Annotated in this window: 26 protein-coding genes and 1 riboswitch; of the genes, 18 read left to right on the top strand and 8 right to left on the bottom strand. The window is 62.0% G+C overall.

The features are described from left to right. The first annotated feature begins 66 nt into the window (after positions 1-66). Positions 67-540 carry an Lrp/AsnC family transcriptional regulator gene (locus EET67_RS03495; protein ID WP_128624827.1) on the top strand — a complete coding sequence of 158 codons (474 nt, stop codon included), beginning with the start codon at positions 67-69 and terminating at the stop codon, positions 538-540. Between the two features lie 6 nt (positions 541-546). Here EET67_RS03495 and EET67_RS03490 read toward each other — a convergent pair whose 3' ends face one another. Beyond that, complete coding sequence (locus EET67_RS03490; protein WP_128624826.1) at positions 547-1,137, bottom strand: 5-formyltetrahydrofolate cyclo-ligase; 591 nt, start codon at positions 1,135-1,137, stop codon at positions 547-549. A gap of 218 nt (positions 1,138-1,355) precedes the next feature. On the opposite strand from EET67_RS03490, the gene EET67_RS03485 reads away from it, so the two are divergent. Next, positions 1,356-3,335 (top strand): bifunctional 2',3'-cyclic-nucleotide 2'-phosphodiesterase/3'-nucleotidase, encoded by a 1,980-nt coding sequence (locus tag EET67_RS03485; RefSeq protein WP_128624825.1) that lies wholly within the window; start codon positions 1,356-1,358, stop codon positions 3,333-3,335. A gap of 96 nt (positions 3,336-3,431) precedes the next feature. Here the strand turns inward: EET67_RS03485 and EET67_RS03480 are convergent, their stop codons facing one another. Then, entirely contained in the window at positions 3,432-3,659 is a 228-nt protein-coding gene (locus tag EET67_RS03480; RefSeq protein WP_128624824.1) for a hypothetical protein, read from the bottom strand. Positions 3,660-4,118: 459 nt separating this feature from the next. Next, positions 4,119-4,778, bottom strand: a complete 660-nt coding sequence (locus EET67_RS03475; protein ID WP_128624823.1) for a peroxiredoxin — start codon at positions 4,776-4,778, stop codon at positions 4,119-4,121. A gap of 263 nt (positions 4,779-5,041) precedes the next feature. On the opposite strand from EET67_RS03475, the gene EET67_RS03470 reads away from it, so the two are divergent. Then, positions 5,042-5,332, top strand: a complete 291-nt coding sequence (locus EET67_RS03470; RefSeq protein WP_128624822.1) for a Dabb family protein — start codon at positions 5,042-5,044, stop codon at positions 5,330-5,332. 6 nt (positions 5,333-5,338) lie between these two features. Here EET67_RS03470 and EET67_RS03465 read toward each other — a convergent pair whose 3' ends face one another. Next, positions 5,339-5,815, bottom strand: coding sequence for a methyltransferase family protein (locus EET67_RS03465; RefSeq protein WP_128624821.1), 477 nt, complete (start codon positions 5,813-5,815; stop codon positions 5,339-5,341). Next, positions 5,812-6,813 carry a heparan-alpha-glucosaminide N-acetyltransferase gene (locus EET67_RS03460; protein ID WP_128624820.1) on the bottom strand — a complete coding sequence of 334 codons (1,002 nt, stop codon included), beginning with the start codon at positions 6,811-6,813 and terminating at the stop codon, positions 5,812-5,814. Before EET67_RS03460 ends, EET67_RS03465 begins: the two co-directional genes overlap by 4 nt. Positions 6,814-6,892: 79 nt before the next feature. Between EET67_RS03460 and EET67_RS03455 the strand changes: the two genes are divergently transcribed. The 7 genes from EET67_RS03455 to cobO all read left to right on the top strand — a co-directional run bounded on the left by EET67_RS03455 (position 6,893) and on the right by cobO (position 12,148). Then, the gene (locus tag EET67_RS03455) at positions 6,893-7,729 is read left to right on the top strand and encodes an aldo/keto reductase (RefSeq protein WP_128624864.1); all 837 of its coding nucleotides are present in this window, start codon (positions 6,893-6,895) and stop codon (positions 7,727-7,729) included. A gap of 133 nt (positions 7,730-7,862) precedes the next feature. After that, entirely contained in the window at positions 7,863-9,062 is a 1,200-nt protein-coding gene (locus EET67_RS03450; RefSeq protein ID WP_128624819.1) for an MFS transporter, read from the top strand. A gap of 25 nt (positions 9,063-9,087) precedes the next feature. Then, on the top strand, positions 9,088-9,777 hold the full coding sequence (locus EET67_RS03445) for a gamma-glutamylcyclotransferase (protein WP_128624818.1): 690 nt from the start codon (positions 9,088-9,090) through the stop codon (positions 9,775-9,777). A 64-nt stretch (positions 9,778-9,841) separates the two neighbouring features. Next, positions 9,842-10,033: riboswitch (cobalamin riboswitch) on the top strand. 34 nt (positions 10,034-10,067) lie between these two features. After that, positions 10,068-10,247 (top strand): CbtB domain-containing protein, encoded by a 180-nt coding sequence (locus EET67_RS03440; protein WP_128624817.1) that lies wholly within the window; start codon positions 10,068-10,070, stop codon positions 10,245-10,247. Positions 10,248-10,262: 15 nt separating this feature from the next. After that, on the top strand, positions 10,263-11,033 hold the full coding sequence (locus tag EET67_RS03435; protein ID WP_128624816.1) for a CbtA family protein: 771 nt from the start codon (positions 10,263-10,265) through the stop codon (positions 11,031-11,033). Next, complete coding sequence (gene cobU, locus EET67_RS03430) at positions 11,026-11,541, top strand: bifunctional adenosylcobinamide kinase/adenosylcobinamide-phosphate guanylyltransferase (RefSeq protein WP_128624815.1); 516 nt, start codon at positions 11,026-11,028, stop codon at positions 11,539-11,541. The genes EET67_RS03435 and cobU overlap by 8 nt, the downstream gene beginning before the upstream one ends. 1 nt (position 11,542) lies before the next feature. Continuing rightward, entirely contained in the window at positions 11,543-12,148 is a 606-nt protein-coding gene (cobO, locus tag EET67_RS03425) for a cob(I)yrinic acid a,c-diamide adenosyltransferase (RefSeq protein ID WP_128624814.1), read from the top strand. A gap of 12 nt (positions 12,149-12,160) precedes the next feature. On the opposite strand, the gene cbiB is transcribed toward cobO, so the two are convergent. Then, positions 12,161-13,126, bottom strand: a complete 966-nt coding sequence (gene cbiB, locus EET67_RS03420) for an adenosylcobinamide-phosphate synthase CbiB (RefSeq protein ID WP_128624813.1) — start codon at positions 13,124-13,126, stop codon at positions 12,161-12,163. Between cbiB and cobD the strand changes: the two genes are divergently transcribed. Together cobD and EET67_RS03410 are read left to right on the top strand one after the other, a co-directional pair. Beyond that, positions 13,125-14,186, top strand: coding sequence for a threonine-phosphate decarboxylase CobD (gene cobD, locus EET67_RS03415; RefSeq protein ID WP_128624812.1), 1,062 nt, complete (start codon positions 13,125-13,127; stop codon positions 14,184-14,186). The two genes, cbiB and cobD, sit on opposite strands and share 2 nt — an antisense overlap. Next, on the top strand, positions 14,183-14,692 hold the full coding sequence (locus EET67_RS03410; RefSeq protein ID WP_128624811.1) for a tyrosine phosphatase family protein: 510 nt from the start codon (positions 14,183-14,185) through the stop codon (positions 14,690-14,692). The genes cobD and EET67_RS03410 overlap by 4 nt, the downstream gene beginning before the upstream one ends. Here the strand turns inward: EET67_RS03410 and EET67_RS03405 are convergent, their stop codons facing one another. After that, a complete protein-coding gene (locus tag EET67_RS03405) occupies positions 14,693-15,496 on the bottom strand; it encodes a creatininase family protein (RefSeq protein WP_128624810.1) in 804 nt (267 codons plus the stop codon). A gap of 30 nt (positions 15,497-15,526) precedes the next feature. After that, complete coding sequence (locus EET67_RS03400) at positions 15,527-15,910, bottom strand: RidA family protein (protein ID WP_128624809.1); 384 nt, start codon at positions 15,908-15,910, stop codon at positions 15,527-15,529. A 228-nt stretch (positions 15,911-16,138) separates the two neighbouring features. Here EET67_RS03400 and EET67_RS03395 point away from each other — a divergent pair, with 228 nt between their 5' ends. The 6 genes from EET67_RS03395 (at position 16,139) to EET67_RS03370 (ending at position 22,313) form a co-directional block, all read left to right on the top strand. Further along, positions 16,139-17,143 carry an ABC transporter substrate-binding protein gene (locus EET67_RS03395; RefSeq protein ID WP_128624808.1) on the top strand — a complete coding sequence of 335 codons (1,005 nt, stop codon included), beginning with the start codon at positions 16,139-16,141 and terminating at the stop codon, positions 17,141-17,143. Between the two features lie 62 nt (positions 17,144-17,205). Continuing rightward, positions 17,206-17,997: an ABC transporter ATP-binding protein gene (locus EET67_RS03390; RefSeq protein ID WP_245450699.1), complete on the top strand. Its 792-nt coding sequence runs from the start codon at positions 17,206-17,208 to the stop codon at positions 17,995-17,997. Further along, positions 17,984-18,841: an ABC transporter permease gene (locus EET67_RS03385; protein WP_128624806.1), complete on the top strand. Its 858-nt coding sequence runs from the start codon at positions 17,984-17,986 to the stop codon at positions 18,839-18,841. The genes EET67_RS03390 and EET67_RS03385 overlap by 14 nt, the downstream gene beginning before the upstream one ends. Before the next feature lie 170 nt (positions 18,842-19,011). After that, positions 19,012-20,319, top strand: coding sequence for a cytosine deaminase (locus EET67_RS03380; protein ID WP_128624805.1), 1,308 nt, complete (start codon positions 19,012-19,014; stop codon positions 20,317-20,319). Between the two features lie 4 nt (positions 20,320-20,323). Continuing rightward, positions 20,324-21,721, top strand: a complete 1,398-nt coding sequence (locus EET67_RS03375) for an FAD-binding oxidoreductase (RefSeq protein ID WP_128624804.1) — start codon at positions 20,324-20,326, stop codon at positions 21,719-21,721. 10 nt (positions 21,722-21,731) lie between these two features. Next, entirely contained in the window at positions 21,732-22,313 is a 582-nt protein-coding gene (locus tag EET67_RS03370; protein WP_128624803.1) for an NAD(P)H-dependent oxidoreductase, read from the top strand. Positions 22,314-22,340 lie beyond the last annotated feature (27 nt).

The raw sequence follows: 22,340 nt of genomic DNA, 5'->3' as shown, positions 1-22,340 counted from the left end.
TGAGAAATTTTGCAGAGATCGATATTAATTGCATAAATTGCTAGAAATTTCGAAGGAAATACCGAAATGTCCCTCGACCGGATAGATATTGCCATTCTCGACACGCTTCAGCGCGATGGCCGTATCCCCAATGCCGCGCTGGCCGAGAAAGTCGGACTGTCCCAATCGGCCTGCTCGCGCCGGCTGGATAACCTTGAAAAAAGCGGCATCATCCGCGGTTACCACGCAAGGTTGTCCAATGCCGCGCTCGGGCACCAGATGACGGCGATCGTGCATATTTCGCTGTCGGGGCAGTTCGAAAAGACGCTGACCGAGTTCGAAGCCGCCGTCAAACGCTGCCCCAACATCCTGTCGTGCCATCTGATGTCGGGCGAATATGATTACATCCTGCGCATCGCCGCCCGCGACCTTGCCGACTATGAGCGCATCCATAAGGAATGGCTGTCGGCCATGCCGCATGTCACCAAGATCAACTCGTCCTTCGCGCTGCGCGAGATCATCGACCGCACCGCGATGGGCATGAAGCCGGAACTGGCCTGACCTGCGTCAGATTGACTTCTCGGTGATGATCCGGTCCATCGGAATGTCATGGGCTTGCGGATGGATTGTCGCAATGCGGCCGATCTCATAGCCGATACCGATGACCAGCGCCTTTGTCGGCATCGCCGCAAGGGTCCGGTCGAAGAATCCGCCGCCATAGCCGAGCCGGTAGTTTTGCGCATCGAAGCCGACGATCGGCGAAATCACGACATTGGGAATCACGCTTTCGCCTTCGGCCGGGATCGGGATGTTCCAGACGCCTTTTTCAAGCTTGTCGCCGGGCTTATAGGCACGGAAAACCAGCGGATGGCCTTTCTCGACCACGACCGGCAGGGCGACAGCGCCGCCACGCTCGATGATCGAAATCATCCAGCCGCGCAGATCGGGCTCGCCGCGAAACGGCCAGTAAAGGCTGACCAGACGCCCCTTCATGTCGCCGATGGCTGCATCCAGTCCCTTGATGATCCGGGCTGCCATTTCGGCGCGCTTTTCAGCGGAAATTTCCAGCCGGGCCTCGATCAGCCTTGCGCGCTCGGCCTTTCGCCATGCCGCCACCTCGGGCCATGGCATTTGCTGGTCTTGTGCCTTGGTGCTCATCCTCACTCCTCAATTGATGCATGCCCAATGCATGAAACAGCAGATTAGGATTTGTGCAAGCGGACTATCGGCCAAGAAACGACGTTTCGCCGGCGCAGTAATCCATGCGAGGCGGTCATTTGCCTGTCACCCGATCCTGCTGGACTTGCCGGAATTTCGGCGCGAGACTTGCCGTTTCGACGTCGATTTTTCAAGGCAACCCACCAGGAGAAGTCCCAATGTCCCAGATGCTTCAATCCCTGTCGCGCCGCTCGTTTCTGGCTGGCGCGGCGGCCAGCGGAGCTATCGTGGTCCTGCATCCGTTTTCAGCGAGAGCACAGGCCAACCAGGCCCATCTGCGCATCATGGAGACGACAGACATCCATGTGAATGTGTTGCCCTATGACTACTACGCCGACAAGCCGAACGACACGATGGGACTGTCGCGTACTGCTTCGCTTATCGACGCGGTGCGCAAGGAAGCCACCAATGCCATGCTGATCGACAATGGCGACCTGTTGCAGGGCAACCCGATGGGCGACTACATCGCCTATGAAAAGGGCATGAAGGAGGGCGATCTCCATCCGGTCATGAAGGGCATGAACCTGCTCGGTTATGACTGCTCGACGCTCGGCAACCATGAGTTCAACTACGGCCTGTCCTTCCTCGACAAGGTGCTGGCCGGTGCGAATTTCCCCTTCGTCTGTGCCAATCTGGTGCGCGGCACCGAGCTTGCCGCCAATCCGCGCGACGACAAGCTCTATCTGAAGCCCTACATCATCCTCGACAAGACGATAAAGGACGGCTCGGGCGGCGAGCATCCGATCAAGATCGGCGTCATCGGCTTCGTGCCGCCGCAGATCATGATGTGGGACGCCAAGCATCTGACCGGCAATGTGGTCACCCGCGACATCGTCGAGGCCGCCAAGGCCTGGGTGCCGGAAATCAAGGAGGCCGGCGCCGATGTCGTGATAGCGCTTTCGCATTCGGGCATCGACATCAAGCAGGGCGACATGATGGAGAACGCCTCCTTCTTCCTCGCCGGCGTCGATGGCATCGATGCGGTGTTCACCGGCCACCAGCATCTGGTGTTTCCGGGCAAGAAGGATTTCCAGGACCTGGAGGCGGTGGACACGCAAAGCGGCACGCTGCAGGGCAAGCCTGCGGTGATGGCCGGTTTCTGGGGCTCGCATATGGGCCTCATCGATCTGCTGCTCGAACGTGACGGCAGCAAGTGGAAGGTGGTTTCGGCGACTTCGGAAGCCCGGCCGATCTTCAACCGCGTCGAAAAGGACAATGTGCCGACAGTGGCCGACGACCAGCGCATCGTTGACGCCCTGAAGGAAGACCACGAGGCGACGCTGAAATATGTGCGCACGCCGGTCGGCAAGACCTCGGCGCCGCTGCATTCCTATTTCGCGCTGGTTGCCGACGACCCGTCGGTGCAGATCGTCAGCCAGGCGCAGACCTGGTACATCAAGGACATGCTGAAGGACACGGAGTACAAGGATTTGCCGGTGCTTTCGGCCGCAGCTCCCTTCAAGTCCGGCGGGCGCGGCGGCGCCGACTACTATACCGACGTGCCGGTGGGCGATGTGGCGATCAAGAATGTCGCCGACCTTTATCTCTATCCCAACACGGTCCAGGCGGTGGCGATCACTGGCGCGCAGGTGAAGGAGTGGCTGGAGATGTCGGTCGGCATCTTCAATGCGGTGGAGGCCGGCAAGACCGACCAGAAGCTCATCAACTCCGATTTCCCGTCCTATAATTTCGATGTGATCGACGGGGTGAGCTACAAGATCGACCTGTCGCAGAAGCCGAAATATGACCCGAAGGGCGCGGTGCTCAACGCCGGGTCCAACCGCATCGTCGATCTGATGTTCGACGGCAAGCCGATCGATCCGGCGGCGAAATTCGTGGTGGCCACCAACAATTACCGTGCTGGCGGCGGCGGCAATTTCCCGGAGATCAATGGTTCGAAGGTCATCTTCCAGGCGCCGGACACCAATCGCGACGTGATCGTGCGCTACATCATCGATCAGGGCACCATCAATCCGGCAGCGGACGACAACTGGACCTTTGCACCGCTTGAGGGAACGACGGTGATTTTTGAGACCGGGCCGAAGGCCAAGGAGTTCATTGCCAGCGTCAAAAGCGTGAAGATCGAGCCGGCAGGCGAGGGCGCCGATGGATTTGCGAAATATCGCATCATGCTTTGAGCAACCGGTTTAGATCGGCAGGCATGGCCTTGAATCGACAAGGGCGGCAGACGACCTGCCGCCCTTGTCATTGGGCAGGGAAGGAATTTCCGGCAATCAGCGATTGTCGGCGCGCTGCTGGATGATCGTTGCGCGCTCCTGCAAATTGGTGGCACCGACTGTCGCGGTGACGGATGCGGTCGATGAATAGTCGACGCTGGTGGGCTGATTGACCACGACCGATGCGGGAGCGGCATCGGCATGAGCGGGATAGGCGGCACTCTGCGCGAAAGCCATGCCCGAGGTCATCATAAGAGCGGTAAAAGCAAGGACGGTATTCTTCATCGGTATTCTCCTAAATTATGCCGGTAGCGATCATTAGAAAATTAGGGATATACTTGGAGAGCCGACGTATTACGCCTGGGTTGCCATTCATGTAATGGCGTCTTCTTCCAATCCTTCAATTTCCAATGCTGCTTGACCAGCTACACCGGATATGACGCGGCAGGAGCGGAAAAGTAAGCCGGCTGACGATCAACAGAGCGAGAGCCGTGATCAGCAGCTTGTCACCGTGTTGTGATGACACTTTTTTGAGGCGCGAGCGTCTGCTGCCGCTTGTGACGGCCGGCGCGTACCGGGTGCGCTGCGCATGGGAATTTCGACGATGTAGGGCAGCCGTTGCGCTCACAAAAAAGTGAACCTGCCCCGGCTTCGATCCATAGCTGGAGCGTGATTCGGCTCAGACAAGTTTCGTGTCGGCCGATCACGCTCCGGTTCACGCGCGTGTGGTGGCGCGCGCTACGCTCACTGCGGCTGCGGCACGATACGGATATAAGGCTTCGGCGCTTTCCAGCCGTCCGGATAGGTGCGTTTTGCTTCTTCGTCTGACACCGAGCCGGAGATGATGACGTCTTCGCCGTTCTGCCAGTTCACCGGGGTCGAGACCTTGTGCTTGGCGGTGAGTTGGAGCGAATCGATGACCCGTAGCACCTCGTCAAAATTGCGCCCGGTGGTCATCGGATAGGCAATCATCAGCTTCAGCTTCTTGTCCGGCCCGACGACATAGACATTGCGTACGGTCTGGTTGTCTGCCGGGGTGCGGCCCTCGGAGGTGGAGCCGGCGCTGGCCGGCAACATGCCGTAGAGCTTCGAAACCTTCAGGTCGGGGTCACCGATCATCGGGAAATTCGGCGCATAGCCCTGCGTTTCCTCGATGTCCTTGGCCCATGAGGCATGGCGATCGACCGGATCGACGCTGAGGCCGATGATCTTGGTGCCACGCTTGTCGAATTCGGGCTTGAGCTTTGCCATATAGCCGAGCTCGGTCGTGCAGACCGGCGTGAAATCCTTTGGATGAGAGAACAGGACTGCCCATTTGTCGCCGATCCAGTCATGGAAGCGGATCGGACCTTCGGTCGTCTGAGCTTCGAAATCAGGCACGGTTTCACCAATCTGTATGGCCATGGAAATCTCCCTGGTTGCTGCCGATGCGGCTTTTTCAGGCGCGCTTTCAGCACGATTGTGGACGTGAACGGCAAAATGTACGGCTTTTCCGGCGCGTTGTCAGACGAAAACATTTACGAATGCGAGTCGCGCCGCTGGCGACCTTGCAGCAATTGGGGTGGCCGGGACCATCTGATTGCCGCCTGTCCCAAACGCCGAATCTGACGCATTGACGTTACGGCGATGACGAACCAAAAGACGCCAGCAGAATTCGGGAGACTGGGTTGATCCGGCATATCGTATTTTTCAGCGTCAAGCCCGACCATGATGTCGAGACTGTTCGCAACGGCCTGATGGAACTCGCTACGATACCGTATTCGAGCCATTTCGAGGTGACGGTCAACAGCAAGGTCGATCCGATGTGCGATCGCATCGACATCGTCGTCTATGCCGAATTTGCCGATGCCGCCGCTCTTGCCGCCTACAAGGCCCACCCGACCTATGCGGAGACGACACGCAAGGTGCGGCCGATGCGCGAATTGCGCTTTTCGGCCGATGTCGAGTCCACGACCTGAAGAAGGTCAGATCCAGCGGCGTACGCGCTTGGCGTAGTCGCGGTATTTCTTGCCGAAGCGCGCCTGCAAGTGGCTTTCCTCCGGGTCGATCGCAAGCTTTTGCGTGGCAAAGGCGGCAAGAAGGGCAATCAGGAAGAACCACAGGCTTCCTGTGATGAGGCCGATGCTGACCACCACCAGCGTATTGGCCAGGTAAATCGGATTGCGGGTCAGCCCGAACGCACCGCTGGTGACCAGATGCAGTGGGATGGAGCCGGGGCGTATCGGCGTGGCGGCGCGTCGCATGGCGCCGATGGCCGAGATATAGAGCGCAATCGCCGCCACGACCGCTAGCCCGCCGGCGGCAAACAGCACATCGGCAAACGGTCCCTGCAGCCAGGGCAGGGGATAGAGGCGGGTGAGCGCGCCCGCAGCGACGATCGCGACCAGATAGATGATCGGCGGCCAGGGTATGTGGCTGGATGTTGCCTGGATATCTGTCATGGCGTTCCTTCCTCGATTGCCTGCTCGTCGGCAGTGACCGTGCACAGGCCGGCGCTTTCCTCGATCCTGCTGCGCAGTTCGGCCGTCTCGTTGCCAGCGAAAAGCTGGTTGAGACTGTCGTCCTTTTCGAGCGTGTCGAGCATGCACGCACAGTAGCGCACGCAGAATTCGGCGTCGCGTGTCTGTTCGCAAGTCGCCTCGCAGGATTGGCGAAACCTCACCTCCTGCGTCTGCACCTGGGCAGGCACGACCTGCGAGAACAGCCACAAAAGAGCGATCAGCACCGGCTGGTGCACCAGATAAAACGCCAGGCTGTGGCGTCCGGCAAGGATGAAGGGGCGCGACCAGAACCCCGCCTGCATGCCGGCCAGACGGGTCAACAGGCCGGCAGACGCGGCAAGCCGGGTGAGCGCGATGCCGGCCAGCACCGCTCCGAACCAGGGAAACAGCGGCACGTAATCGTTGGAACGCGGATTGCTGGAAGAAAGGCCGACCCACCACCAGGCCGGATGGTCGAAGAAGGAAGAGCGCAGGAAAGAAGGAGCGGCGATTACCGCCGCCGCCAGAGCAAGTGTCAGCAGGGCGGGCAGGCGCAGGAACAGGAGGCCGAGCACACTGGCAAGGGTGATCTGGTGCAGGATGCCGAAGAAGATGAAGCCGCCGGGAACCGCGATATAGGTGACGAGCGAAATCGCCAGCGCAGCACCCGCAATCATCGCGAGCCGCCGCCAGAACCCTTTCCAGCGGATGCCGTTGCCATGGGCCAGATAGAGGCTGACGCCGACAAGAAACAGGAAGCTAGTGGCAATGCAGCGCGCAAAAAGCTTCCAGCCGCCCACCGCCGTCATGCCTGGATCGGTGTAGCCGAAGAACTCCAGATCCCAGGTGAAATGGTAGGCAGCCATGGCCAAGAGCGCCAGGCCGCGGGCAATATCGAGCGCCTGGATACGCCCAACCTGTCGTCCAGGCTCTTGAATCGATTGTGTTTGCGGATACATGCCGAGGGTGCCGATTGGTGGTCGCGGGCGCAATCCCTATCACGGATCAGGCCGGTAATGAATGAATGTGGAGACGGCGATGCACGGCGTGGATGCCAATGGCGCGAAAATACCCGCTCTCGGGCTGGGCACATGGACGCTGGGAGGCGAAGAATGCACCCAGATCGTGGCGCATGCGCTGCAGCTTGGCTACCGGCATGTCGACACCGCCCATATGTACAGGAATGAGGCTGCCGTCGGGGAGGGGTTGCGCCTCTCGGGCGTGGCGAGGAACGATCTGTTCGTCACGACCAAGGTCTGGCCGACCGACATCGCGCCCGGTGACCTCGAGCGTTCGGCAGAAGCCAGCCTGAAACTGCTCGGCCTCGATCAGGTCGATCTTCTGCTGATCCATTGGCCGAACTCCAAGATTGCGCTCGAAGGCTCAATCCGGGCGCTGAACAACGCCAAGCGTGCGGGGTTTACCCGCCATATCGGCGTTTCCAATTTCCCGACCGCGCTGCTTTCGCGAGCCTTGGAACTGTCGGAGGCGCCGCTGGTTGCCAATCAGGTCGAGAACCACCCCTATCTCGACCAGACCAAGGTCTTGCGCATGTGCCGGCAGGCCGGCATGGCGATGGTGTCCTATTGTCCGCTGTCTCGTGGCAGCGATCTGTTCGAGCAGGAGGCGGTTCGCTCGGCTGTCGTCCGTCACGGCAAGACGCCGGGGCAGATCGTGCTGCGCTGGCATGTGCAGCAGGAGGGCGTGGTCGCCATACCGTGCACGACGAAAAAGGAACGGCTGGCCGAAAACGCCGCCATTTTCGATTTTGCCCTCAGCGACGAGGAGATGAAGGCGATTTCTGCCCTGACGGTCAGGAATGCGCGCATTTGCGATGGCGAGTTCGCGCCCGAATGGGACGCCCCAGCGCTGTGAGCTGCGCCCGGCTTTGGGCCAAAGCCGGCTGCCTGCTGGACAGTGTGGTTTTGCGACTGCCCGGCGTCGGTTTCGTGACATCTGCCGGCGATTTTCCCCTGCAAATCTGAGGCAGTGACTTCAGGGCAGGTTCATGGCAACGCAGGTACGGCATCCGATCTGGCTTCCGGCAGTTCGACCGGCCGGCGCGCGCACTTTTGCCACGCTTTACACGCTGGAATCCTTTGCGCGCGCATCGATTGCCAGCGTGATTCCGATCCAGGCCTACGATCTGCTGCGCAGCGAGCAAAGTGTGTCGTTGCTTTACACGATGGTGGCGCTGATCGGGCTGTCGGTGACGTTGTTCATGCCGATGATCATCGGCTGGCTGTCGCGGCGCTGGGTCTATACGGCCGGTGTGTGCCTGCTTGCCGTCGGCGCGCTGTTTTTCATGACGGATACGCTATGGGGCCAGCTGATCGGCATGCTGGCCCGTGTCATGGGTGCGAGCGCGCTGGCGATCACGCTCAACCTCTACATCATGGACAATATCCGCAAGACCGAGTTCATGCAGTCCGAATCGCTGCGCATGGCGTCTTCGATGCTCGCCTGGACGGCCGGGCCGACGCTGGGCGTCTTTCTCTACAGCAATTACGGCCTGCTTGCCGCGCATGGCGTGGTGGTGCTGTTTTCGCTGACCCTGCTTGCCACATTCTGGTATTTCCGCCTGGGCGACAACAAGATGATCCGTGCCGGCAACGTCGCCGCCGTCAATCCGCTCGCAAATATCGGCCGGTTCGTTTCCCAGCCGAGATTGCGATTGGCATGGGTGATCGCCTTCGGCCGCTCCTGTTTCTGGACGACATTCTTCGTCTATGGGCCGCTGCTGATGGTGGTGACGGGGCAGGGCGAGCTTGCCGGCGGGCTGCTGGTATCGGCCGGCAATGCGCTGCTGTTCACGGCAATCTTCTGGGGCCGGGCCGGCAAGCGCTTCGGCGCCCGTGCCACGATGGCGTTTGCATTCGTCGCACTCACCGTCGCCTTGCTTGCTGCCGCCCTTGCCGGCGAATCGTTGCCGCTGATCGCGGGAGGTTTCCTGTTGTTCGCAGCCTTTTTCACCATCGCGCTCGACGCGCTTGGCTCGACTGCTTTTCTGCGGGCCGTGCGCAGCTATGAACGGCCGCAGATGACGGCCGTCTATCGTACCTTTCTCGATTTTTCCGAACTCATTCCGCCGCTGGTCTATTCGGTCGTTCTGGCTTTTTTCGGTCTTGGCGCGGTATTTTGCACGCTTGCGGTCTTTACGGCGATCTGTGGTTTCTTCACCTGGAAGTACCTGCCGAAGTCGCTTTGAACGCGGGTGAATGGAAGGTCCGGGCATGGCATCACGGGTAATGGCGCTGACACCGCAACTGCTGGCGCGCTGCCACCGTGTGATCGAGGATACCGGCCCCGAACCCGGCCTGGCCTATCTGGACGAGGCAGATTACGAAGCCATGCTCGACGAAGCGCTGGCGGGACATCGCATTGGCGAGCCGGTGTGGCTGTTTGCCTATGGCTCGCTGATCTGGAAACCGGAGCTTGAGCATCTCGACGAGCGTCTGGCACTGGTGCGCGGCTGGCACCGCTCCTTCTGCATAAGATTGACGCGCTGGCGCGGCACGCTCGACCGGCCGGGCCTGATGATGGGGCTGCATCGCGGCGGCCAATGCCGCGGCGTTGCCTACAGGCTGCCGGAGCAGAATCTGCGCGACCAGTTCGACAAGCTGTTCCGGCGCGAAATGACGGCAAAGCCTTCCACCTATCTGCCGCGCTGGCTGAAACTGGAAACCGCGGAGGGGCCGATGCGGGCGCTGAGCTTCGTCGTCAACCCGAAAGGCCGCACCTTTGCCGGCAAGCGCAGCGAGGACGAAGTGGCGCAACTGCTCGCAGATGCTTGCGGCCACCTCGGCTCCGGCGCGGATTATCTCTATCACACGGTGAAGAATCTCGAAGCGCACGGCATCCACGACCGGCATCTGTGGCGATTGCAGCAACTCGTGGCCGAGGTGCTTGCGCAGCCGGTCTGACGGCAGCGCGACGCCGCGCGTCCGACGGCGCCGAAATTGGTTTGCCCGGCTTCCGTTTCTTGCCTATAGTTTGACGATCGTCGGTTCCGCGAGGAATCAAGAGGGAATGCGGTGCGGGAATTTCCCAAAGCCGCGGCTGCCCCCGCAACTGTGTGCGGTTGGCCCTCTCCAAATGCCACTGAAGGATATCCTTTGGGAAGGCGGGGAAGGGCCGTGAACCGCAAGCCAGGAGACCTGCCGGCGATGGACAGAAACTAAATACCCTCGGGTGGAGGGTGAAAGGACATGATATGACTACGGCTTCTTCCGTATTGGGTAGCGCCGCGAATTCATCGTCGCGCGTGATCCAACTGGCTCTGGCAGCACTTCTCGGCACCTTCATCGTCGGCTTTGTCGGCTTCTCGCATATGGACGCCGTCCACAATGCCGGGCACGACTATCGCCATTCGATGGCATTCCCCTGCCACTGACGAAAGGCCGTTTCCATGACACTGTTTCGTAACGTCGTGTTCGTCGCGGCGCTAGCCGGGCTTTTGTCCGGAATATTGATGACGGCCATGCAGAGCTATGCGACCGTTCCCCTGATCCTGAAGGCCGAGACCTTCGAAAATGCCGGCGGCCACGACCATGGTGCGCCAGCGGAGGCTGCTCCGGCGGAAGCTGTGGCGCCGGATGCGCATAGCCATGACGCCGCCACGCCGGCGCATGAGCATGACGAGGAAGGCTGGGCGCCGGCCGACGGGTTCGAGCGCTTCGCCTATACCGCGCTCGCCAATATCGTGACCGGTATCGGCTTTGCGCTGATTCTGGTTGCGGTTTCGGAACTGGCGGGCGGCATCGCCAATTGGCGCCAGGGCATTTTCTGGGGCTTTGCCGGCTTCGCCGTCTTCACGCTGGCGCCGGGCCTCGGCCTGCCGCCGGAACTGCCGGCCATGCCTGCCGCCGATCTCGCCACCCGCCAGCTCTGGTGGATCGGCACTGTAGCCGCGACCGCCGCCGGCCTTGGCCTCATCGCCTTCCGCGGCTCGCTGCTGTTTTCGCTGATCGGCCTTGGGCTGATCGTCGTGCCGCATCTTATCGGCGCGCCGCAACCCGACAGCCATGAATCGCCGATCCCGGTGGACCTGCATCATCAGTTCGTGGTGGCGGTGACGGTAACCAGCCTGATCTTCTGGGTCGTTCTGGGCGCTGCCGCCGGCATTGCCCGGTCGCGGATATCCGGCACGGCGACAAGCCTGCGCGACAGCCTTGCCTGAGGCAGGCGAACTGACGTTCCTGCTTGGCGGTGCGCGCTCCGGAAAGAGCGCGCATGCCGAACGACTGGTGACGGCCTGGCCGTCGCCATGGACCTATATCGCCACCGCGCAGGCCTTCGACGAAGAGATGGTGGAGCGTATCGCGCTTCACCGGACGCAGCGCGCGCAGGGATGGCAGACCATCGACGCGCCGCTCGATCTGGTCGAGGCAATCGCCGACGTGCCGGACGGGGTGCCGCTGCTGGTCGATTGTCTTACGCTATGGCTGACCAATCATATGCTTGCCGAACATGATCTGGAGCAGGAAAGTGCTCGGCTGGAAGCGGCACTTGCCCGGCCGCGTGGGCCGTGGTTCGTCGTTGCCAATGAGGTCGGGCTGGGTATCGTGCCGGAAAATGCGCTCGCCCGCAGATTTCGCGATGAAGCCGGCCGGCTCAATCAGCGCATCGCCGCGCAGGCGGATGCGGTGTTGTTCATGGTCGCGGGATTGCCGCTGAAGGTGAAATGAGATGAAGACAAGCGAGGATGAACGCCACAAGGCCAAGATGATCAAGCGCAAGGCGGTTCAGGACGCCGAAGTCGCCAAGAAGACCATCGAAAAGGGTCTGCTGATCGTCAATACCGGGCCGGGCAAGGGCAAATCGACCGCCGCCTTCGGGCTTGCCTTGCGCATGCTGGGCTATGGCAGGCGGGTCGGCGTCGTCCAGTTCATTAAAGGCGCATGGCACACCGGTGAAAAGGACGCCTTCGCCGCCTTCGGGGACAAGGTGGTGTGGCACACGATGGGTGAGGGCTTCACCTGGGAAACGCAGGACTTGAAGCGTGACGTCGCCGCCGCTGCCGCCGCCTGGGAAAAGGCGCTGGAATTGATGGCGGACCCTTCAATCAGCCTTGTCGTGCTGGACGAACTCAACATTGCGCTGCGCTACGACTATCTCGACCTCGACAAGGTGGTGGAGGCGTTGCGCAACCGGCGCGAGGGGCTGCATGTCGTGGTCACCGGCCGTAACGCAAGGCCGACATTGATCGAGGCGGCCGATCTCGTCACCGAAATGGGGGCGGTGAAGCACCATTTTTCCGCAGGTGTGAAGGCGCAGCAGGGCATCGAGTTTTAAGGCAGGGTCCGATCAGCTTGCAGCCAAACCCGCCGCGCCGATCAATCCGAACAGCGTGATGAGCAGGAGATCGGCGGTCCAGTAGAGCCGCAGCGCGCGCCTGATGTCCTTGGGCGTGGCCATGCGCTCGCCGCCGATGGTCGGGTCGCCGACGGTGACGCCGCCATAGACGCGCGGCCCGGAGAGCGCCACGCCGAGTGCGCCGCCCATCGCGGCTTCCGGCCAGCCGGCATTGGGCGAGCGATGCTTGGCGGCATCGCGCCAGACCGCTCGCCAGGCTGCGCCGGCGCTTGCGCCAGGCGTGATCGCTGCGGCGACGACAAGGAGAAGTGCTGTCAGCCGCGAGGCGGGCAGGTTTATCAGGTCGTCGAAACGTGCGGCCGCCCAGCCGAAGGCCTGATGGCGCGGCGTGCGATGGCCGATCATGGAATCGGCGGTGTTGGCGGCCTTGTAGGCCACACCGGCCGCAAGCCCGCCAATCCCCAACCACAAGGCAGGAGCAACGATGCCATCGGAAAAATTCTCGGCAAGGCTTTCGATCGCCGCGCGGCTGACCCCTGCCTCATCGAGCTGGTCGGGGTCGCGGCCGACGATCAGCGACACCGCCCGGCGGCCTTCATGCAGCCCGTTATTTTCCAATGCATCGGCGACCGCCCCGACATGGGCAGCCAGGCTGCGTTGCGCAAGCAGGCTGGAGGCGACGAGGGCGACGACCACCATGCCGAAGGCCAGCGGAGCAAGCAGTGCCTCGACGGCAAGGGCGATGCCCGCCGGAATGCCGACAAGCAGGATCAAGGCGAGAATGCCGGCGATGCGACGCAAACTGTCGGTCCAGGTCACGCGGTTGAGCTTGCGGTCGAGGAAAGAAATGAGCTGGCCGATCCAGATGACGGGGTGGCCGATTGCGCGCACGAGCCGATCCGGGTAACCGAAGCCCAGTTCGATGACGAGTGACAGGAAGGCGAGCAGGAAGAACATGGAGCTTGCGATTGCAGGTGAGGTGGCCGCGGTGACTGATCATGGCGGCAGTCTCGATCGGGCCCGCGCGCTGTTTCCGCAGGCGCCGCTGCCCTGGATCGACCTTTCGACCGGGATCAACCCGCACTCCTATCCGCTTTTCGACCTGCCTGCCACCGCCTTGTCGCGCCTGCCGGAGCCGGCGCGCCTGCGGGAGCTGACCGGTCTCGCCGCCGAGGTCTATGGCGCGCCATCGGCCGACAATGTGGTGGCTGCGCCGGGCACGCAAATCCTGCTGCCGCGCGTTGCCGCGCTGGTCAGACCGGGGCGGGCGGCAGTGCTGGGGCCGACCTATGCCGAACATGCGCGCGCAGCAGCCCTTGCCGGCCATGTGGTGGATGAGGTGAGGGACTTCGCCGCGCTTTACGATGCCGACCTCGCCATAGTGGTCAACCCAAACAACCCGGATGGACGGATCGTGGAGCGCGAGATGCTGCTTGATCTGGCATGGCACTTGCGCGCCAAGGGCGGCCTATTGGTGGTCGATGAAGCCTTCATGGATGTCGGCCCGCAGGCCGAACGCATGGACGGCGACGTCAGCGGTGGCGGGCTGGTGGTGCTGCGCTCCTTCGGCAAGTTCTTCGGCCTCGCCGGACTACGCCTTGGCTTCGCTATTGCGGCCGCACCGGTTGCAACGGCGCTGGAAGCGAGACTCGGTCCATGGGCGGTTGCCGGCCCGGCACTGGAATATGGCATCAAGGCGCTCGGCGATCGTGACTGGCAGGAGGCGACGCGGCGCAGGCTTCAGGATGCGGCGGCACGGCTCGATGCGCTTCTTGCCGGATTTTCAATTCCCGTCGGCGGTGGCACCAGCCTGTTCCGGTTTATCAACATGCCTGACGCAAAGAGCCTGTATCTGGAACTGGGTACGCAGGGTATAGTGCTGCGCAACTTTATCTGGGATAATTCGGCGCTTCGCATCGGCCTGCCGGGAAGCGAAGACGAGTGGCGGCGCCTGGAGGCGGCATTGGCCGGCTGGGCGAAACGGAACATGCCAATCGATGCGGGAGCGCGCTCATGATCTATGTCTGCCCGCTGTCGAAACTGGACGAGACCGTGGCACTGTCGGGAGCCCGCCGGCTCGTCTCGCTGCTCACCGATCCCGCGATGATGACGCGGCCGGCGGTGATTGCGGCAGAAAACCACCTGCTTTTGACCATGCATGATATCAGCGAGCCGCTGGAGGGCATGTTGGCGCCAGGCGAGGAACATGTCGGCAGCCTGATCGATTTTGCCCTTCAGTGGGATCGTGCCTCGCCGCTGGCGATCAACTGCCTGGCCGGCATCAGCCGTTCGACCGCCTCGGCCTATATCGTCGCGTCGGCGCTGTGCCCCGGCATCAACGAACGCGAACTGGCTGACAGGCTGCGCAAGGCGTCACCCTCGGCGACGCCCAATGCGCGTCTGATCGCGCTGGCGGATGACATTCTGGGCCGCGGCGGGCGCATGGTGGACGCCATCAAGGGGATCGGCCGGGGCTCCGATGCCTATGAGGGCACGCCCTTCAGGCTGGATATCGATAGCTGATTACGGAAGCCATTCGGCCAGCTTTGCCTTGCGCATGTCCTGAAGCAGCCTGACGAAGCCTTCGGCCTGATGCTCGGCCGTCAGCCGGCCCTTTTCGGCAGTGGCGATTGCCGCATTGCCGACCGTGCCGTGGCTATTTAGGTCGCTTGCTATCCAGGCGAAGGCGTGCGTGCCGGTCTGGCGCAGCAGGTCGAAATTCTGCTCGGCCCTGGCGACATTGGAGACGAAATTCTCCGCCTTGGCCATGTCGACCAGGTCGGGGCGGAAATGCAGCATCAGCGATGTCTCGACGTCGCCGCCATGGATGCCTTGGCGGTCTTCCAGTTCGGGATACATGCCGGCCGGCCGGCCGAAGCGCTGCCAACTCGTCTTGACCGCCAGCATGTCGAAACGCACGCGCAATTCGCGCGTCACGATGCCCATGATTTCCTCATTGCCGCCATGCGAATTGACCACCACCAGCTTGCGAATGCCGGTGCGCGCGATCGAGACGCCGAGTTCGGTCCAGGCCTCGATCAGCGTGGTGGGGGGCAGGGTAAGTGTGCCGGGCGAGCGGATATGCTCGTTGGATTTGCCGACCGCCTGTATCGGCAGGATGCGGATATCGAGATCGTCGGGCAGGCGCGCAATCACCGTCTCCAGCATGCCCTGCATGATCGTGGTGTCGGTCGAGACCGGTAGATGCGGGCCGTGTTGCTCGATCGCGGCGACCGGCAGCACGGCGATCGTCGCCTCGCGGTCGAGCTCGACATATTCGGTGGTCTTGTAGTCGCCCCACCAGACGCGCCGTGCTGTTCCGGCCATATGAACCTCTTTTGCTTTCTGTCGTCGCGATTATGCAGCCGCGACCACTTCGATCTCGATCTTGAACTCCGGCCGCGAGAAACCCGACACGATGAGCAGGGTCGAAGCGGGCGCCGGATTTGGAAAGAGCCGGTCGCGGACTTCCATATAGGGCTTCATATGAGCCCGATCAGTGACGAATGCGTTGATGCGCACAATGTGGCCGAGCGTCAGCCCGGCTTCGCCGAGCACGGCCGCGATATTGCTGAAGCTTAGTTCCGTCTGCGCGCCGACATCATCGGGAACCGTGTCTTCAGGGCCGATTCCAAGCTGGCCCGAGCAGAAGACGAGCCGCTTGCCGGCCGGCACTTCGACGCCATGGCTGTAATTCGCGAAGGGTGGCCGGATCGATTTCGGCGTGAGGAATCTGAACATTGCGGTCTCCAATTCAACCAAGCCTAGGCCCGGATGTATCTTCTGTTCAAGCCACTTGTCCGGCGCTCTTAACATTCTGGACTTGCATCACAAAAATGGGCACTCTGAGGTTAGAGCGGCACGACAATCCTGATGGCTCGGCTCGATTGAAAGTGGGAACCAGAGCCCTGCTGTTTGCTTGATTGTCCAGAGCCTGACGGGTCAGGCCAAAACAGGGAGGCGGGCAGCATGATCGGAAGGTTCATCATTTCCGTCGGTTCGGCAGGAATTCTGGCCGCATCGGCGCAGTTTGCCGTAGCGGCCGAGGATGTCACCTTCGGTACCAACTGGTTGGCGCAGGCCGAGCATGGCGGCTACTACCAGGCCGTGGCCGACGGCACCTATGAAGCCTGCGGCCTGAACGTGACGATTTCCCCCGGCGGGCCGCAGGTGAGCGGGCGGCCGCTGCTCCTGGCCGGCAAGCTCGACTTCTACATGGGCGGCAACCTGCTGCAGGCCTTCGACGCCGTGCAGCAGAATATTCCGCTGCGCATCGTCGCCGCGAGCTTCCAGAAGGAGCCGCAGGTGGTGATGTCGCATCCGGGGCAGGGGCTGGACAAATGGGAAGACCTGAAGAACGCCGAGCAATATATCCTCGGTGACGAGGGCGCCCAGAGCTTCTTCCAGTGGATGATTACCGACTACGACTTCGATCCGGCCAAGCGGGTTCCCTACACCTTCAATCCGGCACCCTTCATCGCCAATCCGAAATCGATCCAGCAGGGCTATGTGACCTCCGAGCCCTTCGCCGTGGAGCAGGCCGGCGGCTTCAAGCCCAATGTCTTTCTGCTGGCCGACTATGGTTTCGACACCTATGCGACGACGATCGAGACGATGCAGGAGACGATCGACAAGAGGCCCGAGGTCGTGCAGTGCTTCGTCGATGGCTCGGCCAAGGGCTGGTACAATTATCTCTACGGCGACAACAAAGCCGCCAACGAGATGATCAAGAAGGACAATCCCGACATCACCGATGAGCAGATCGCCTTCTCCATCAAGCAGATGAAGGATTATGGCATCGTTGATTCCGGCGAGGCCGAGACGCTCGGCATCGGCGCCATGACCGACGAGCATATCGCCGGCTTCTATGCCAAGATGGTGAAGGCGAAGGTCGTGCCCGAAGGGATCGACATCAAGAAGGCCTATACGCTTGATTTCGTCAACAAGGGCGTGGGGCTCGACCTGAAAAAATAGGTCCTGACCCTAGCTCCGGCTCTCGCAGGATGCTTTCAAAAACAAAAGAGCGGATGGTGACGATGGGCAAGGGAGAAAAACCCCTCCTGGCCCTGCGTTCGGTCGGCAAAACCTTTTCCAACGGTGTCACCGCGCTCGCCGATGTCGACATGACGATCCGCGAAGGTGATTTCCTCAGCCTTCTCGGACCATCGGGCTGCGGCAAGTCAACGGCGCTGCGGCTCATCGCCGGGTTGATGACGCCCACCACTGGGCTGATTGACTGGGACCGCAAGGCCGGCGACGACATCTCCGTGGGCTTCGTGTTCCAGGAACCGACGCTGCTGCCCTGGGCGAGCGTGTTCGACAATGTCTGGCTGCCGCTCAGGCTCAAGGGCGTGTCGCGCGGCGAGGCAAGGCCGGCGGTGATGGAGCTACTGGAGCGGGTCCATCTCTCCGGTTTCGAGAATGCCGTGCCGCGCGAGCTTTCCGGCGGCATGCGCATGCGCGTCTCGATCGCCCGGGCGCTGGTGACCAGACCGCGCGTGCTTTTGATGGACGAGCCCTTCGCGGCGCTGGACGAGATCACGCGCTTCCGGCTCAACAACGATCTGCTCGAGCTTTGGCAGGACCAGCGATTCACCGTGGTTTTCGTCACCCACAGCGTTTTCGAAAGTGTGTTTCTCTCCAGCCGGGTGGTCGTCATGGCTGCGCGCCCCGGCCGCGTTTTCGACGAGATTGCAATCGACGCAGCCTATCCGCGCGACGCGGCGTTTCGGACGTCGCAAGATTATGCAGCATTTTGCCAGCGCACATCCGATGTGCTTGGGTCGGCCATGAACGCAACGGGCAGATCGCGCGATGACGGTCACTGACACGAATTCGGCTACGCAAGTGCTGGACCCGGAGGAGGCGCGCCGCCTGCGCAACGAGCAATTGGAGCGGATCGGCAGTTTCGTGCTGCCGGTGGCTATCATGGTGCTGGCGATCTGGCTGTGGGACCGCATCTGCGTGTGGAACGAAATCCCGCAATATATCCTGCCGCGCCCCGGCGTCGTGCTGCAAACCATTCACAGCGATGCGGCGCTGTTGTTTTCCTCGCTGCTGGTGACGCTGAAGATCACCTTTCTGAGCCTGCTTCTGGCGGTCATCGGTGGGGTCGGCCTGGCGGTGCTGTTCGCGCAGTCGAAATGGGTGGAGATGTCGTTCTTCCCCTTCGCGATCGTGCTGCAGGTGACGCCGATCGTGGCGATCTTTCCGCTGATCAACATCTATGTCGACAACCAGACGGCCAAGCTGCTCTTGTGTTCGTGGATCGTGGCGTTCTTCCCGGTGCTGTCCAACACCACGTTGGGGCTGAACTCTGTTGATCGCAATCTGCGCGACCTGTTCAAGCTCAACCACGCCAGCCGCTGGCAGGAATTGTGGCATCTGCGGCTTCCGGCGGCGATGCCCTATTTCCTCGGCGGGTTGAAAATCGCCGGCGGCCTGTCGCTCATTGGCGCCGTGGTGGCCGAATTCGTCGCCGGAGCCTCCGGCCAGTCCTCGGGCCTCGCCTCGCGCATCATCGAGGCGGGCTACCGGCTCAACGCCCCACGCCTTTTTGCGGCATTGATCCTGGTGTCGCTTGCAGGCATCGTCATCTTTCTGGTGCTGTCGCTGATCGCCCATCTGATCCTGCGGCGCTGGCACGAAAGCGCGCTGAAGCAGGAGCGGTGATGGTAGTTGCCCTGAAAGTTCCCCCTCATCCGGCCCTTCGGGCCACCTTCTCCCCGATGGGGAGAAGAGTGAGCGCGACCTTGCCGCTGCGGCCTCCTCTCCCCAGCGGGGAGAGGGTGGCTCGCGCAGCGAGCCGGGTGAGGGGGCATGTATCGACGCCGGGGCGATAGATGTCGATTTCCATCCCCACTTCCGGTTCGTTCAAGCTCGCCAATGTCCGCCTGCATGCGTCGCTGACGCCGGGACTTTCCGCGCCCGCCGATGCCGATGGCTTCGCGCTGGCCGATCTTGACGTGACGGATGGGCGGATCGAGCGGATTGCCGCCGCCGCGCGGGGGGAAGGGCGAGCCGGAGCCGTCGATCTCAAGGGCCGCATCGTGCTGCCTTGCTTCGTCGACTGCCACACCCATATCGACAAGGGGCATATCTGGGCGCGTAGCCCGAACGCCAACGGTTCCTTCGCCGGGGCGCTGGCAGCAACCGATGCCGACCGGGAAGCGCGCTGGAGTGCCAGTGACGTTGCCCGGCGGATGGAATTTTCGCTGCGCTGCGCCTATGCCCACGGCACGAAGGCGCTGCGCACACACATCGACTCGATCCCGCCGCAGGAGACGATTTCCTGGCCGGTCTTTGAGGAGATGCGCGAGCGCTGGCGAGGCCGGATCGAGTTGCAAGGTGCCTGCCTGTTCGGCGTCGAGCGGGTCGGCGACGAAGACTGGTTCGGCCGGATGGCGAGGCGTGTGGCCGAGGCAAGGGGCGTTCTGGGCACCGTCACCTATATGGTTCCGGATCTCGACGAACTGCTCGACCGTGTGTTCCGGACCGCGATAGCGCATCGCCTCGACCTCGATTTCCATGCCGACGAAACCGACGACCTTGCCGCCGTGTCGCTGCGCAAGATAGCCGAGGCCGCACAGCGCCACCGGTTCGAGGGCAGGATACTGGTCGGGCATTGCTGCTCACTGGCGCGCCAGCCCGACGCGGAAGTTCTCGATACGCTGGACAAGGTGGCGCGCGCCAACATCGCGGTCGTCTCGCTGCCGATGTGCAATCTCTACCTGCAGGACCGCCGCCATGACGGCACCACGCCGCGCTGGCGCGGGGTGACGCTGTTGCATGAAATGAAGGCGCGCGGCATTCCGGTCTGCGTCGCCTCCGACAATACGCGCGACCCATTCTATGCCTATGGCGATCTCGACATGCACGAGGTCTATCGCATGGCAACGCGCATATTGCATTTCGACCACCCGGTCGGTGACTGGCCGCAGGCGGTGACCGTCACCCCAGCGCAAGTGATGCGCCTCGAAGCAGCGGGCACGCTGCAGGTGGGCGGCCCGGCGGATTTCATCATCTTCAGGGGACGTAGCTGGACGGAGCTTCTGTCGCGACCCGAAGCCGGCCGCACCGTGGTGCGCGACGGCAGGCCGATCGATGCCGAACTGCCCGACTATGCCGAACTCGATGAGCTGATGGGCTGACGCGATGGATATTGCCACACTCAAACGCGAGCTCGACGGGCTGAAGATCGAGGACAATGAAAAGATCGTCCAGCAAAAGAGCCGCGACTTTTACTGGTACAGCCCGGTGCTGAAGCGGCAGCTCGACCATATCAGCGGCGACCTGATCGTCTCGCCCAAGAACGAGGTTGAGGTGGTGCGGGTGCTCGCCGCCTGCCATCGGCTGGGAATTCCGGTGACACCGCGCGGCACCGGCACGGGCAATTACGGCCAGGCGATGCCGCTCTCGGGCGGCGTCGTGCTGTCGCTGGCGGAAATGAACGAGATCGTTTCGATTGCGTCGGGGCGCGTGGTGGCAGGGCCGGGGGCGATCATTGCGGATATCGACCGGGCGACGCGGACCCATTCGGGCCAGGAACTGCGGCTGCATCCGTCGACCTACAATACTGCCTCGATCGGCGGCTTCATCGCCGGTGGTTCGGGCGGCGTGGGCTCGATCAATTTCGGCGGCTTGCGCGATTTCGGCAATGTGCTGCGCCTGCGTGTCGTCACCATGGAGGCAGGACCGCGCATATTGGACCTTACAGGCGAGGATTTGCATAAGGTCACGCATGCCTACGGCACCAACGGCATCATCACCGAAGTGGAAATGCCGCTGACGGCTGCCTATGACTGGATCGATGTCATTGTCGGTTTCGATACCTTCATGGGCGCGGCTCGCTACGGCAATGCGCTGGCCTGCCAGGACGGACTGCTGACCAAGCTGATCACCCCGATCGCAGCTCCGGTGCCACAGGACTATTTCAAGCGGCATCAGCGCTTCTTTCGCCCCGGCCAGAGCATCTGCCTGGTCATGGTCGCGCCGCATGCACTGGATGCCTTCCTCGCCTTCACAAGGCGCGAGGGTGGCGAAGTGGTGTTCAACGCCGCGACCGAAGAGGACAAGAAGGGCTTGCCGCCTGCCTTCGAACTGGCCTGGAACCACACGACGCTGCGGGCGCTTCGCGTCGATCCGTCAATCACTTACCTGCAATCGCTCTACCCGTTTCCCAACCAGCTTGCGCTGGTGGAAAGGATGGACGCAATGTTTCCCGGCGAAGTATTCTCGCATCTGGAATTCGTGCGCTTCGACGGCAACATCACCTGCTTCGGTCTACCGCTGGTAAAGTTCACCACCGAGGAACGGCTGGACGAGATCATAAGGCTGCATGAGGAAAATGGCTGCCCGATCTTCAATCCGCATCGCTACACGCTGGAGGAGGGCGGCATGAAGCAGACCGACGAGATCCAGCTTGCCTTCAAGCGCGAGGCGGACCCGCAGGGCCTCCTCAATCCAGGCAAGATGATCGCCTGGGAAGACTCCAGCTACGACTATCATTCCAGCAAGACGTTTCTGTTCAAGGGCCTGCAACGGGCAGGATAACGGGTGTCGCATGAAGGTTCTCGTGCTTTATGCCCATCCGGTCGAGACCAGCTATCATGCGGCGCTGCACCGCCTTGTGGTCGAAAGGCTTGTCGCACGCGGGCATGAGGTCGATGATTGCGACCTCTATGCGGAGGGCTTCGAGCCTTGCTTGAGCCGCGAGGAGCGCATCCGCTATCGCGACGTGCCGGAAAATACTGAAACCGTGTGCAACTATGTCGAGCGGCTGCGCCGGGCGGAAGGGCTGGTTCTCACCTTTCCGGTATGGAATTATGGCTATCCAGCTATTCTGAAAGGGTTTTTTGATCGCGTCTTCCTGCCGGGCGTGTCGTTCAAGATGGTCGGCGACAAGGCCAAGCCGTCGCTGCACACGATCCGCAAGCTCGCCGCAGTCACTACCTATGGCGGCAGCCGCCTCAACGCATTCCTGCTGGGCGACCCACCGCGCAAGCTGGTGAAGCGGGTGCTGCGGCTGACGGTGAAGCCCGGGGCGCCCGTTTCTTATCTTGCGCATTATTCGATGAATTCCTCGACCGAGGCTTCCCGCAAGGCGTTCATGGCCAAAGTGATGGCCAGGATGGATGCATTCTGACCAGCCGATTGGCACTTTGATTGAGCA

The organism is Borborobacter arsenicus (genome assembly GCF_003934165.1).
In the GTDB taxonomy this organism is placed as follows: Bacteria; Pseudomonadota; Alphaproteobacteria; order Rhizobiales; family Rhizobiaceae; genus Pseudaminobacter; species Pseudaminobacter arsenicus.
This window is presented reverse-complemented; position numbering and strand designations above follow the sequence as displayed.

What these genes read in the sequence shown, in the direction of transcription:
- EET67_RS03495 (WP_128624827.1), top strand. Translation starts at nt 67, where the DNA reads ATGTCCCTCGACCGGATAGATATTGCCATTCTCGACACGCTTCAGCGC.
- EET67_RS03490 (WP_128624826.1), bottom strand. Translation starts at nt 1,137, where the DNA reads ATGAGCACCAAGGCACAAGACCAGCAAATGCCATGGCCCGAGGTGGCG.
- EET67_RS03485 (WP_128624825.1), top strand. Translation starts at nt 1,356, where the DNA reads ATGTCCCAGATGCTTCAATCCCTGTCGCGCCGCTCGTTTCTGGCTGGC.
- EET67_RS03480 (WP_128624824.1), bottom strand. Translation starts at nt 3,659, where the DNA reads ATGAAGAATACCGTCCTTGCTTTTACCGCTCTTATGATGACCTCGGGC.
- EET67_RS03475 (WP_128624823.1), bottom strand. Translation starts at nt 4,778, where the DNA reads ATGGCCATACAGATTGGTGAAACCGTGCCTGATTTCGAAGCTCAGACG.
- EET67_RS03465 (WP_128624821.1), bottom strand. Translation starts at nt 5,815, where the DNA reads ATGACAGATATCCAGGCAACATCCAGCCACATACCCTGGCCGCCGATC.
- EET67_RS03460 (WP_128624820.1), bottom strand. Translation starts at nt 6,813, where the DNA reads ATGTATCCGCAAACACAATCGATTCAAGAGCCTGGACGACAGGTTGGG.
- EET67_RS03455 (WP_128624864.1), top strand. Translation starts at nt 6,893, where the DNA reads ATGCACGGCGTGGATGCCAATGGCGCGAAAATACCCGCTCTCGGGCTG.
- EET67_RS03450 (WP_128624819.1), top strand. Translation starts at nt 7,863, where the DNA reads ATGGCAACGCAGGTACGGCATCCGATCTGGCTTCCGGCAGTTCGACCG.
- EET67_RS03445 (WP_128624818.1), top strand. Translation starts at nt 9,088, where the DNA reads ATGGCATCACGGGTAATGGCGCTGACACCGCAACTGCTGGCGCGCTGC.
- EET67_RS03440 (WP_128624817.1), top strand. Translation starts at nt 10,068, where the DNA reads ATGACTACGGCTTCTTCCGTATTGGGTAGCGCCGCGAATTCATCGTCG.
- EET67_RS03435 (WP_128624816.1), top strand. Translation starts at nt 10,263, where the DNA reads ATGACACTGTTTCGTAACGTCGTGTTCGTCGCGGCGCTAGCCGGGCTT.
- cobO (WP_128624814.1), top strand. Translation starts at nt 11,543, where the DNA reads ATGAAGACAAGCGAGGATGAACGCCACAAGGCCAAGATGATCAAGCGC.
- cobD (WP_128624812.1), top strand. Translation starts at nt 13,125, where the DNA reads ATGGAGCTTGCGATTGCAGGTGAGGTGGCCGCGGTGACTGATCATGGC.
- cbiB (WP_128624813.1), bottom strand. Translation starts at nt 13,126, where the DNA reads ATGTTCTTCCTGCTCGCCTTCCTGTCACTCGTCATCGAACTGGGCTTC.
- EET67_RS03410 (WP_128624811.1), top strand. Translation starts at nt 14,183, where the DNA reads ATGATCTATGTCTGCCCGCTGTCGAAACTGGACGAGACCGTGGCACTG.
- EET67_RS03405 (WP_128624810.1), bottom strand. Translation starts at nt 15,496, where the DNA reads ATGGCCGGAACAGCACGGCGCGTCTGGTGGGGCGACTACAAGACCACC.
- EET67_RS03400 (WP_128624809.1), bottom strand. Translation starts at nt 15,910, where the DNA reads ATGTTCAGATTCCTCACGCCGAAATCGATCCGGCCACCCTTCGCGAAT.
- EET67_RS03395 (WP_128624808.1), top strand. Translation starts at nt 16,139, where the DNA reads ATGATCGGAAGGTTCATCATTTCCGTCGGTTCGGCAGGAATTCTGGCC.
- EET67_RS03390 (WP_245450699.1), top strand. Translation starts at nt 17,206, where the DNA reads ATGGGCAAGGGAGAAAAACCCCTCCTGGCCCTGCGTTCGGTCGGCAAA.
- EET67_RS03385 (WP_128624806.1), top strand. Translation starts at nt 17,984, where the DNA reads ATGACGGTCACTGACACGAATTCGGCTACGCAAGTGCTGGACCCGGAG.
- EET67_RS03380 (WP_128624805.1), top strand. Translation starts at nt 19,012, where the DNA reads ATGTCGATTTCCATCCCCACTTCCGGTTCGTTCAAGCTCGCCAATGTC.
- EET67_RS03375 (WP_128624804.1), top strand. Translation starts at nt 20,324, where the DNA reads ATGGATATTGCCACACTCAAACGCGAGCTCGACGGGCTGAAGATCGAG.
- EET67_RS03370 (WP_128624803.1), top strand. Translation starts at nt 21,732, where the DNA reads ATGAAGGTTCTCGTGCTTTATGCCCATCCGGTCGAGACCAGCTATCAT.